Below are 11761 nucleotides of genomic sequence, written 5' to 3' on the forward strand. Positions count from 1 at the left end.
TCGGTGCAGGAGTTACCGAGCTGAATGATCGATATCGCCCACGCTGGCGACGTTGTCGAACCGGTCGAGCAGGTGCCTCGTGCGTCGGCCAGGTAGAAGCCAAGATGCGGTTTGCCTCTCCCGGTCCTCCCGCGGTGCGTGCGAAGCGCATGGTCATCCCTCAGTACGCGCGAAGGTGCGCGTTCCTTCCGGGCACGGCCATACGGCCCCGAGCCACATCCGCCACGTCAAGGCGCCATCCCCCGACCTGGAGACGGCGACCCGGAGACACCGACCCGGAGACACCGACCACGTGCATTACAGCCACCCACCCCATCAACCGACAGGTGAACGTGACCGCCGTCCTGTCCACACCCCCCACCGCGGCTGCACCCCCAGCCACCGCTGAGGCGGAGGACGAGCAGACCTGGCGCCTCCCGGGCCGATCCCACCTCTCCGAACCGGTCTGGAGAGTCCGCCACCGCTGGGTCACCACCGTCCTCCTGGTCCACCTCCCGATACTGCTGGGATGGGCTCTGCTGCGCCACGCCTCAACCGACACCCTCCTCACCCTCTGCGCCCCAGCCCTGCTCTACCTGGCCGCCTCCATGGACCACCTCACCCGCGGGCGCCTGCCACTACCCCCGGTACTGGCCTCCTGCGCCGCCGCAGCCGGGCTGATGGCCTGCTCCTCCTTCCTGGTCGCCGTCTCCGGCGGCTACATCGAAGCCCACTTCCACTTCTTCGTGATGATCCCCATCGTGGCCCTCTACGAAGACTGGGCACCCTTCGCCGTCGCCGCCGGAATCGTGCTCCTCGAACACGGCGTAGTCGGCACCCTCTGGCCGCACAAGGTCTACGGCCACGCCGCCATGCACAGCGAACACCCCTGGCTCTTCGCCGCCATCCACGCCGGATTCGTCATCGCCGCCTGCCTAGGATCATTGACCGCCTGGACCCTCAGCGAACGCGCCCGCACCACCCAGGAACGTCTCCTAGAACAGCTGCATCACCGCACCCGACACGACGACCTCACCGGCCTGGCGAATCGCACCGCCCTCGCCGAAGCCCTCGACACCGCCCTGGCCACCGCCCTGGCCACCGACACCCCGGTCTCGATCCTGGCGATGGACCTGGACCACTTCAAAGCCGTCAACGACACCCTGGGCCACTCCGCCGGTGATGACCTGCTGCGCGAGGTCGCCGCCAGAGCGACCGCGTCGCTCGCCGAGTCCCTGACCGCATCTCTCGCCGGCTCGCTGACCGAGTCCCTTAGCGGCACCACCAGCCCCGACGCCTTGACCGTGCGCCTGGGCGGCGACGAGTTCGCCGTCCTCCTCCCAGGCCTAGACGCAGACCAGGCCCTGCAACTGGCGCAGCACCTGCGACGCAGCATCGGACGTGCCACGACGTTGCTGGGCACCACCGTCAGCACCTCGGTCAGCATCGGGGTCGCCACCCGCCCCACACCTACCTCGCCCAGCTCGCCCAGCTCGCCTACCGTCGAAGAGCGCGCAGCGATCGCGGAACAGTTGCTGCGCGAAGCCGACGTCGCGATGTACGTGGCCAAGACCTCCGGCAGTGGCACCAGCCTCTACGACCCCACCCACGACCAGCACACCACCGAACGCCTGACCGCCTTGAACGACTTCCAGCAGGCCCTGGACTGCGACCTCACCCTCGACCAACGCTCAGGCGAGCGGCTCGGCGAGACCCCCGGTGCGGACCTCGCCCCCCGACTCCGCGGGCAGGAGAGTCGCCAGATCGTGGTCCACCTCCAACCCAAGGTGTCAGTCAGCACCGGACAACTCCTCGGGGTCGAAGCCCTGGCCCGGTGGAACCACCCCACCCGCGGTGTCCTACCACCGAGCGAGTTCATCGCCATGGCCACCAGCCCCGACCTCTCCGAGGCGTTCACCACCCGCGTCCTGGAAGCAGCCCTGACCCAGTGCGCCACCTGGCTGCGCGCCGGCTACGAGGTACCCGTCTCGATCAACGTCACCGCCCACTGCCTACCCCGACTCGCCCTGCCGATGCGGCTGCTGGACGCCCTGCAACGCCACAACGTCCCCCCACGACTGCTGTGCCTGGAGATCACCGAAGACGTCCTGGTCGCTGACCCGGACACGACCGCCGAAGTCCTCGCCCTGTTGCGTCACGCCGGGATCCGCTGCTCCATCGACGACTTCGGCACCGGCTTCTCCTCGCTGTCCTATTTACGCCGGCTGCCTTTGGATGAGTTGAAGATCGACCGGTCCTTCATCCTGGGAATGTTCCCCCACGGACCCGACAACGCAGTCGATGACGTCGTGGTGGGCGCCGTCATCGACCTGGGCCACCGCCTCGGTGTCCACGTCGTCGCCGAAGGCGTCGAGCACCAGCACGAGCTCGACGCCCTGGCCCGGTTGGGCTGCGACAGCGTGCAGGGCTACCTGCACTCCCCACCCGTCCCCGCCTCCGCCTTCCCCCAGCACCTACTCGAAACCACCCGAACAACTTCGACGGCTCCGCGCGCACATCAGCTGCCGACCTGAGTGAGGAACAGATCGTCGCCACACACGGAACGGCTCGTCCATACGCTGTTCTCGACGGTGCTGTCACCGCAGGCTCGTTCGGGCACAGCGGACTCACGGAAGTAAGCGGACTCACGGAAGTAAGCGAAGCCCACCGTGTCTGCCCTCAGCGATCGCGCGTGTAGCAGACCCCATCGATGCAGGCGAGAAGTTGTCGTCGAGACCGTCATCGACGGGTGCTGGCCGAAGTCAGCTACGGCAATGTCCTCATCTCGACGACCGAGGTTGCCGATGCTCTCTCGGTGGACAAGAACGACCGGCTCACCGTTGCCCGTGAGGTGCGAGAAAGCGACGCTGAGCAAGAAGCCGGGCAAGGTGAACTCGCCTGGCCCCCCGTCTCTGACCTCCCCGCCCCCGTCCCTATCACCGGGATGTCCGCGCGGCTAGCAGCACTGCACGAGTACCGCCTGCTCGACACCCCCGCCGATGATGAGCTCTCGGCGGTGGTGCGCGCCGCCGCGGCCGTGGCCCGGGTGGCGCACGCGACGCTGAATCTCATCGACGAGGACCGCCAGTGCCAGCTCACCACCGTAGGCTTTGAAGGTGGCGACTCTGCACGCGAGGACTCCATGTGCGCGCTGCACTTCGAGGACGGCGAGCTCGTCCACGTCGTCGACGCCTCCCTCGACCCCCGCTTCGCGCGCAACCCCTGGGTCGACGGGCGCTTGGGAAAGGTGCGCTTCTACGCCTCCTCCCCCTTAATCAGCCCCGCCGGCCATGCACTGGGCTCGTTGTGCGTCTTCGACACCGTCCCCGGCCACTTGGACGAGCAGCAGATGGACGTCCTGCGCGACCTGGCCACCGTGCTGGTGGCGCTGTTCGAACGTCGCCGCCAGACCCGTCTGGCCGAGCACCAGGCTCAGGAAGCCGCCGAGGCGCGAGAGCTGATGGCGGTGGTCATGGCCGAGGCAGAGGAACGTTGGGAGCTGAGCGAGGTCATCGGGGAGACCATCGACGTCGGCTTGGTCGTAGTCGATCCACGAGGTCACCTCACCTCGTTCAACCGCACCGCCCGACGCTGGCACGGCCTGGGTCCCGACGCGTCCTTGGACCCAGGCGAGCACGCAGGGACCTACGCCCTCTTCGCCGCCAACGGCACGACCCCCCTGCCCGCGCAGAACGTCCCGGTGCACCGCGTCCTGCGCGAGGGGGCGGTGGACGGAGTGGAGATCGTCATCGCTCCTCGAGGCCGTTCACGACGCATGGTGGTGTGCTCTGGTCGCCTAATGCGCCGCGCCGACGGCACCCCCCTGGGGGCGGTGGTCGCGATGACCGACGTCACCGCAGACCGCGCCCAGGCCCAGGCCCTGGGTGCAGCCCACACCGAACTGGCTAGTGCCCACTCCGAGCTGGCCGCGCACACCGCCCGGGTCGAAGCCCTGGCCGAAGCCTCGCGGGCCCTGGCCACGGCTGAGGAACCCCACGAAGTGATCTGCCAGGCGGTACGTGACCTCACCGGCGCCGATGCCGTCTACCTCCTGCAGCCTGATGAGCAGGGCAACCTGGGCACCAGCGCGAGCGTGGGCCTGCCGGTGGACTCCCTGCACGTCCCCGCCGGGGAGACCTCGCTACCAGGTCTAGCCCTGGCCGCCGGGCGCAGCCTCTTCGTCGCCGACGTCCCCGCGCACCCCGCCGCCTCCGCGCGTCTGGTGCAGACCCTGGGCACGGCCTCAGGCATCTGGCAGCCGGTGGTGCTGCCCGGCCGGCGGGTCGTTGGAGTGCTGGGGGTCTACTGGCGAACCCCTCACCAGCAGCTGCCATCCCATGTCCTCCCTGTGCTGCAGACGCTCTCGGCAGAAGCTGCTCACGCCATCGAACGGGCCGAACTCCTGGCGCGTTTGGCACAGGCGGCGGAACGCGACTCGCTGACCGGCTTGGCTAACCGTCGTCGCTGGGACCAGGTCGTTGACGCTGAGGTCCAGCGAGCCGAACGCAGTGGGGCGCCGTTGACGCTGGCGATGATCGACCTGGACCACTTCAAGCGGTACAACGACACCCACGGCCACCTCGAAGGTGATGCGCTGCTGCGCGAGTTCGCCGACGCGGCCTCCTCGTGCCTGCGCGGCATCGACACCCTCGCACGCTGGGGTGGGGAAGAGTTCGTTCTGGCTCTGCCAGGATGCACCGGGGAAGACGCGCGCGTCGTGGTGAACCGCATCCGCACTCTCGTGCCGCGGGGGCAGACCTGCACCGTCGGGGTGGCGCAGTGGAGTCCAGGACTCACCGCAGCGCAAGTCATCGCCCAGGCCGACGAGGCGCTCTACCGAGGCAAGGAAGGCGGGCGCGACACCACGATCGTGTGCTCCTCGCTGCACCTCGAGAGGACCGCACCTGCCGCAGAATGAACCTGGAGGTGACGTGCAACCCGCAAGCAAGCTCCGACCTTGACGGCAAGAGACCGGATCCAGCCAGACGTTATGGCGGTAGGCGGTTCAGTGCGTTGTCCGGTCACCCGTAATCGCACGGTCATCCCGCGGTGCGCGCGGTCTCGAGCGGCCAGCAACGACCTCACATGCCGAGGAGCAAAACGCTCGCTCATACCGACGAGCGCAACGCTCGCTCATACCGACGAGCGCAACGCTCGCTCATACCGACGAGCGCAACGCTCGCTCATACCAACGACCGCGAGTTGGGTTAAAGGCCGTAGAACCTTTCGCGTCGGGACAAATGGGTCTCAGCAGTCACCCGCCTTCTAGTCCGTTCCTACTATGGTTCTGCGGGTCGAGCAAGACGGAGGCAGCACACTCTCGCTCACCCAGTCGGTCGAGCCAGTGCACAGCAGTAGCATCCGACAACTTTATGGTGGGGATAAGTTCCGGCGCTGGGATCGGGGAGCGGAGGTCACGCGGTGCTGGCCTGGTGGGAATCACGCTCGTGGTCAGCGTCTTCATCCTGCTGTCCCTGGCCACCCTGCATCTGAAGCACCTTGGGGAGCGGGGGCTGCTGGCCGAACGGGATCTTCGCGCGGCCAGCGCTGAACTGCACCGACAGGATGCACTGGAATGGCGCGCCATCAGCGGCCGCGTCCCCATCGACGACGTCCGCATGCAGATCACTGACTCTAGGACGCATACCGCCCAGCTCCTGACCGCTGTCGCGAACCAGAGCAGGCTCCTGCAAACCTTCGGCAGCAGCGCAGGGACCGCCGCAACCAGCAGCAACACGACATCCCTGCGCGTGGCCCAGCAGCAGTACGACCACGCAGTGGACACCGAACTGAACCTGCTCCAGACCGGAGACGACGCCGGCGCTACCACGCAGGACGAAGAGGTGGTGGATCCCGCCTTCGAGACACTGACGGAAGCGCTGGACCGTCAAGCCACCACCCTCTCCCACGCCGCCCGTCGGGCCCAACACCTCAGCGACGTCGGAGTCCTGGCCCTCGTCCTAATCTCGATCGCGGCCGCCGCAGTCCTGCAGCAGCGATGGACCGCCAACAACACCCGTCGAAGTGCCGAACGGGCTAGCGAAGCCCGCTACCACGCTCTCATCGAGCACAGCGCCGACCTGGTGCTCGTCTGTGAGCGCGCCGGATCGCTGACCTACCTCAGTCCCTCCCTGCAACGCCTACTCGGGGAGCAGACACCGCTTCAGGGACAGAACTTGCTGCACCTGCTCGACGAAGACGACCGCCGGCGTCTGAGCGCAGCGGTTCGCGACGCCCGGCCAGAGCACCTCGCCCGTCTCGACCTACGTCTGCACGTCCCAGGTGGTGAACGCTTGCTCGAGCTGGTGGTCCAAGACCTCAGCAACGACCCGGCCGTCTCGGGCATCGTGCTGACCGCCCACGACATCACCGAGCGGCATCACCTGCAGCAGGAGCTGGAACATCGCGCCCTGCACGATCCACTGACCGGCCTTCCCAACCGGCTGTCCCTGGCGCGACGTCTGCGAGAAGTGGCAGACCGAGACGCGGCAGACACCGTCGCTCCCTCTGAGACCGCCTCGCTCAGCACCACTTTGCCCAGCATCACCTTGCCCAGCACGATCGGCGCGGTGCAGGCGATAGAGCTAGCGCAATCGCCGGCCGCAGCTCTGCTTCTCCTGGACCTGGACCGGTTCAAGGACGTGAACAACACTTTTGGTCACCTGGTCGGGGACCAACTCCTCATGCAGGTCGCACCGCGACTTCGAGCCGTCCTGCGAGAAGAAGACGTCGTGGCGCGTCTGGACGGTGATCAGTTCGCTGTTCTCCTAAGTGACCTCACGCCTGGCGCCGACGCGCTGAGCCTCACCGCCGAGGAGGCCGGAGCAGGGCACGCCTCGAAGCATGGTGTGGACGGGCCCGAGAGCCCCGAGCACGACGGCAACCCAGGCTGCTTCGCCCGTGAGGTCGCCACCAGGCTGCAAAGCGCCCTCGAAGAACCGTTCACCATCACCACCGGCTCGGGACAGATCGACCTCACCGTCGAAATCAGCATCGGCATCGCGGTGCACGAGGTCGCACAGATCAACCGCGAACAGACCGCCAGCAAATCGATCGCCAGCATGCAGATCGCCCCAGGAAGAATTGGCGGGATCGACCTCACTGCGCTGCTGCAACGCGCCGACATCGCCCTGCACCAGGCCAAGCAGACTGGACAAAAGATCACAGTCCATGACCCGACCATGAACCCGGACAGCGGCAAGCGTCTGGACCTACTGACCGACCTGCACCGCCTCCTCCATCACGACGGTGATGCAGGAACTGACCCGAGCGGCCAGCTGCGGCTGCACTACCAACCCAAGGTCGACAGTCGGACAGGAGAGCTACTCGGGGCTGAAGCCCTGCTTCGCTGGCACCACCCCGAACACGGCCTCATCAACCCCGACCTCTTCATCCCCCTCGCCGAAAGCACCGGGCTGATCGGCCCGCTCACCCAACACGTGCTCGAGCTGGCGGTGTCCCAGGCAGCGCGGTGGTCCGCGACAGGTCACGCCGTCCCGCTGGCGGTCAACCTCTCGGCACGCAACCTCATGGAACAGGACCTGCCGAACAGGGTCGCCGCCACCTTGGCCCGTCACGATCTGGACCCCCAGTTGCTCAAGCTCGAGGTGACCGAGACCGCCGTCATGACTGATCCAGAACGGGCTACGGTGCTGCTCCACGCCCTGTGCGACCTTGGTGTTGCCATCTCCCTCGACGACTTCGGCGCCGGTTACACCAGCCTGGCGCAACTGCGGAACCTGCCGCTGTCGGAGCTGAAGATCGACCGGTCGTTCATCACCAACATGAGCATCAACCCTGCCGACACCACCATCGTGGCCAGCGTCATCACCCTGGCCCACAACCTGGGCCTGAGTGCCGTCGCCGAAGGGGTCGAGGATGGGTACACCCTGCAGACCCTCGCCGACTACGGTTGCGACGTCATTCAGGGCTATCACGTCAGCCGTCCCCTGGACGGCGTCGCTTTCGCGACGTGGCGCGAGACCCGCACCTTAGGCGCGACCACCGCAGAAAGTCAGGTACGCCGCCAGAGTGCCCTCCACGGGGCGCACCCATGAACCGACCCCGGCGCTCTGATGATCATTTCCGAAGCGCACCGATCGGAGAAACCGCCAAGATCGCCCGTACCCCTGTCACGATCGCCCGCGAGGTGCTGCGGAGACTCACACCCCGAGATGATGGTTCGGTTCGGCTGCAGTTCACCATCCCCAGCGAGCGGTGGACCTCGCTGAGTGTCGGTCTCATGCTCGCACTAGCTGCAGCCGGACTGTGGTGGCTCCACGGACATGCAGCGGCAGTCTCTCTGCAGGGCCACAAGACCTTGGCTCTGATGGCCGCGGTCACCTACACCGCGTTGACGATTCTGATCCTTCCGCGACGGCGCATCTCACCCCGCACCGGGGTCGTCCTCGTCACGACTCTTCAGGCGCTCATGCTGGCCGAGGGAACGACCTACCCCGAGGTCTCGCTCCGCTGGATCTGTCTAAGTGTCCTGACGGTGTTGCCTCTGGTCGCTGTCGTCCTGATCGGACGCCGCGGCGCGATGGTCTCAACACTGGTGTCCTGTCTGATCACCCTGGTCATCGCTGTCCAGTTACCGGCGACTACAGAAGTACGGACCTACGTGGCCACTACGATGGCCTCCCTGGTCTGCGTGCCCGTTCTGGTAGTGGGGGTCCTGCTGGCCCGGCTGGAACAGGCTCGCGTCGCGGCTCAGCGCATGGCCGATCTCGATCCGCTCACGGGGCTGTTGAACCGTCGGGGGATGCTGGAGCGACTTCCCCGCCTCGTCGACGAGGCACGCCGTGCCGGGGAACGGATCAGTATAACCGTCGTGGACCTGGATCACTTCAAACGAGTCAACGACGAACACGGTCACCTCGTTGGAGACCAGGTGCTCGCGGCGGTGGCGGACGTTCTGGCCGCCACCACCCGATCCCAGGACGTCCTGTGGCGTCTAGGCGGTGAAGAGATCGCCTGGGCGGCCACTCACCTGGATCCCGCCGACGCCGCGGCGGTAGCAGAACGAGCGCGCGCAGCTGTCGCCGGCTGCGGTCTTCAGAACTGGCCGTCGGTCACGATCAGTCTGGGCGTTGCCACGAGCAGCGTGATCACCGCCGAGGACGACACGATCCAGCTGCTCCACTCCCTCCTCACCACCGCCGATGCCGCTCTCTACCGCGCTAAAGCCGCAGGACGTGACCGTGTCGAAACCACCACGCCAGCCTGACGTCTTGCCATATGGATCTGCGGGAGGTCGCAACCCGCCTGGAAGGATGCGCCCGTGCAGACCTACCTGCCCGAGTTCCACACCGCCGACGCATGGGCCAGCGCGCGAATCACCTTCCGCCACCTGCTGACTCACACGGCAGGCTTCGACGGTGACCTGTAGCAACCCACGACCACCGGCCACGACGCCCTCGAGCGCCTCGTCGCCGACCTGGTCACCCAGGCCCCCCAGCACAGCGCACCCGGGCGGTACTTCGCCTACTGCAACGCCGGATTCGGTACCGTGGGACGCCTCGTCGAGGTCCTGCGCGACCCCCCTACGAACAGGCCCTGCGACACCACCTCAGCGACCCCCTCGGCATCGAAGAGCTCGCCTTCAGCGCCGAGCAGGCCTTGGCCTTCCGCACCGCCATCGGGCATGTGCGGGCAACCCCCTCAGCCCCGCTGCGTCCCACACGGCGGTGGTCACTCACACCCCCGTCGAACCCGGCCGCCGGCAACCAGCTCGCCATGTCCGCCCGCGGACTGCTCAGCCTGGGCGCCTCTTCCTGACCCGTGGAACAACCTAGGGATCGGCCCCCGACGGCGCCCAGCTCCTCTCCGCCGAAGCAGCCACCCTCATGCTCCAACCGCAGCTGCAGCACCGCCCGGCCGTCCCGGCCCCCTCCTTCCAGGGCCTGGGCTGACGGCTACCGCGCCCCCGGCTCGCCGAGCATGGCGGCGGCATGCCCGGAGTGGCGGCCCTGCTCGCCATCGCCCCCGACGAGGACCTGGCCGCTGTCGTGCTCACCAACTCCGACGACGGCGGTCGCCTGGCCCGCCGGCTGCTGGACCCGCTGTTCGCCGACCTGGCCCACGTAGCACCCGCCCCGCCCCTCCCCACCCCCGAGGCCAGCATCCGCGTCCTGGACGCCGAGCCGTTCCTCGGGCGCTACTCCACGCGGCAGTCCTGCTTCGAGGTCACGTCCGACGTCGAGGGCCGGCTCTGGCTGACCAGCCACCCTCGCCACGAGAGCGCGGCGAAGAGCGAGGCGGCCGGGTTCACTTCCTCGATCGAGCGCAACGAGATCCGTCGCCTGGAGCAGGACACCTTCGCCGTCATCGACGACCGGGGTCAGGCCACCCGCACCATCACCTTCCTCGATCCCGACCCCGGCGGTCGCTTCCGCCTCCTAGCGACTGAACGAGCAGCACTCAGGGTCGACCGGTAACTCCTCACCACCGCCGTACCTGCCGTGACGGAAGTACACCAGCGATGTCAGGGTCATCCCGCTCTCAGCGTGCAATCACGGCCCTGAGAGATCCCCGACTCAAAGCGTCCCCGCTCAGAGGTAGGTATCGACGCCACCCTTCGCGGCCGCAGCCTGAGCTGCGGTAACAACCTTCTGGTCAGCGGCAATCGCCTTTTGGTCCGCAGCCAGCACGGTGGCCGAGGCCCTAGCCACGGTGTCCTGGGCAAGCTTCTGCTGGTCGGTCTGGAGCTTCTGCTGCGCGACAGCAAAGGCTTGGCTGCTCCCGGTGGACGCGGTGCTGCTGGTGATGGTCATGGTCACCACATCGGGCGCGGACCGTTCGCCACTGAGTCCGAAACCCCTGTGTTGCTGCTATGCATTCCCTCGATAGGTGGCCAATACACCTGAGAATCAGTTCAGGTCGCATCGGTTGGGACGATCAGTACTTCCGCCTTGATCTTGCCGCTACCGCAATCTACGGGTCATCTCGCTGTGCGCGCAGCGCACGGTCATCTCCCCGTACGAGTGACCATGTTGTCAGGAATTCAGGTGCTCAACCACGATGCGTCCTGTGCCCTGTTCCCCACACCATGCCCAAGCCGGCCCAGCGATAGAGCATCGCTCGCTGGAAACGCGGGACGCCACTCAAGCACAAAGCCCTTGTCCCACTGGACATCGTCCTGGCGATCCTGATGGTGCTCATGGCGGTACTGATCTTACTCAACGACTTCGGGTGGTGGCTGAACATCCCGGGCGCGATCGCAGCTCTTGGTGACGTATCTGAGGCTGTGCACAAGGTTCACCTACTGCGTAGCCGACGGCCCGACCGCGCCTGATCCTTGCTTCTCCGCTGCCGAGGCCGCGACCTCACTGGCACAGCCTTGAACCACGACACCCCGCCCACTGCGACGTCGCGGCGGTAGCTGCCATATGAGTCCACCGCGGAGCGGCCTCATCCTCCCGGGACCCGGGACCCGGGACCCGGGACCCGGAACCCGGAACACAGGCGCCAGGACACAGGCGCCGGGCAACCGCTACGCCGGGGCGGGGATCCGCGGACGTCGGGGAACGCTCTCCTGCAACGCCAGGCCGGTGATCGCGTCACACAAACGCGGAAAGGACTCCAGCACCTCCTCAGCGATCTCCAGCCGGATCGGACGATTGGAGAGGATGACCGCGCTGACCCGTCCCCGACTACTCGGCCCCTGAGACACGAAGCACCCCGGAACGCGGGCGCTGAAGCCGGCGAAGAAGTCGTTCAGCTCATGGATCGCGACCGGACGGGCCGTCTCGATCGAGAGGACTGTCTTCATCTCGTGACC

Annotated in this window: 8 protein-coding genes; 6 read left to right on the forward strand and 2 right to left on the reverse strand. The window is 67.1% G+C overall.

Features of this window, described 5'->3' with window-relative positions; all coding sequences use genetic code 11:
• The first annotated feature begins 326 nt into the window (after positions 1 to 326).
• From OG218_RS01820 to OG218_RS01845, 6 genes are all read left to right on the forward strand, one after another.
• On the forward strand, positions 327 to 2513 hold the full coding sequence (locus tag OG218_RS01820; RefSeq protein ID WP_328291497.1) for a putative bifunctional diguanylate cyclase/phosphodiesterase: 2187 nt from the start codon (positions 327 to 329) through the stop codon (positions 2511 to 2513).
• Between the two features lie 410 nt (positions 2514 to 2923).
• A complete protein-coding gene (locus OG218_RS01825) occupies positions 2924 to 4897 on the forward strand; it encodes a diguanylate cyclase domain-containing protein (RefSeq protein WP_328291498.1) in 1974 nt (657 codons plus the stop codon).
• Between the two features lie 514 nt (positions 4898 to 5411).
• Positions 5412 to 8036 (forward strand): putative bifunctional diguanylate cyclase/phosphodiesterase, encoded by a 2625-nt coding sequence (locus tag OG218_RS01830; RefSeq protein ID WP_328291499.1) that lies wholly within the window; start codon positions 5412 to 5414, stop codon positions 8034 to 8036.
• Positions 8037 to 8308: 272 nt separating this feature from the next.
• A complete protein-coding gene (locus OG218_RS01835; protein WP_328291500.1) occupies positions 8309 to 9208 on the forward strand; it encodes a GGDEF domain-containing protein in 900 nt (299 codons plus the stop codon).
• Positions 9209 to 9262: 54 nt separating this feature from the next.
• The gene (locus OG218_RS01840; RefSeq protein ID WP_328291501.1) at positions 9263 to 9370 is read left to right on the forward strand and encodes a hypothetical protein; all 108 of its coding nucleotides are present in this window, start codon (positions 9263 to 9265) and stop codon (positions 9368 to 9370) included.
• A 562-nt stretch (positions 9371 to 9932) separates the two neighbouring features.
• The gene (locus tag OG218_RS01845; protein ID WP_328291502.1) at positions 9933 to 10418 is read left to right on the forward strand and encodes a hypothetical protein; all 486 of its coding nucleotides are present in this window, start codon (positions 9933 to 9935) and stop codon (positions 10416 to 10418) included.
• 114 nt (positions 10419 to 10532) lie between these two features.
• Here the strand turns inward: OG218_RS01845 and OG218_RS01850 are convergent, their stop codons facing one another.
• Positions 10533 to 10754, reverse strand: a complete 222-nt coding sequence (locus OG218_RS01850) for a hypothetical protein (RefSeq protein WP_328291503.1) — start codon at positions 10752 to 10754, stop codon at positions 10533 to 10535.
• 719 nt (positions 10755 to 11473) lie between these two features.
• Positions 11474 to 11752 carry a hypothetical protein gene (locus OG218_RS01855; RefSeq protein ID WP_328291455.1) on the reverse strand — a complete coding sequence of 93 codons (279 nt, stop codon included), beginning with the start codon at positions 11750 to 11752 and terminating at the stop codon, positions 11474 to 11476.
• Positions 11753 to 11761: the final 9 nt, after the last annotated feature.

It is taken from the genome of Kineococcus sp. NBC_00420 (assembly GCF_036021035.1).
GTDB lineage: Bacteria > Actinomycetota > Actinomycetes > Actinomycetales > Kineococcaceae > Kineococcus.

Bases quoted from the DNA above. Each gene is read 5' to 3' on its own strand.
- OG218_RS01850 (WP_328291503.1), bottom strand. From the start codon at position 10,754: ATGACCATCACCAGCAGCACCGCGTCCACCGGGAGCAGCCAAGCCTTT.
- OG218_RS01845 (WP_328291502.1), top strand. From the start codon at position 9,933: ATGCCCGGAGTGGCGGCCCTGCTCGCCATCGCCCCCGACGAGGACCTG.
- OG218_RS01835 (WP_328291500.1), top strand. From the start codon at position 8,309: ATGGCCGCGGTCACCTACACCGCGTTGACGATTCTGATCCTTCCGCGA.
- OG218_RS01855 (WP_328291455.1), bottom strand. From the start codon at position 11,752: ATGAAGACAGTCCTCTCGATCGAGACGGCCCGTCCGGTCGCGATCCAT.
- OG218_RS01825 (WP_328291498.1), top strand. From the start codon at position 2,924: ATGTCCGCGCGGCTAGCAGCACTGCACGAGTACCGCCTGCTCGACACC.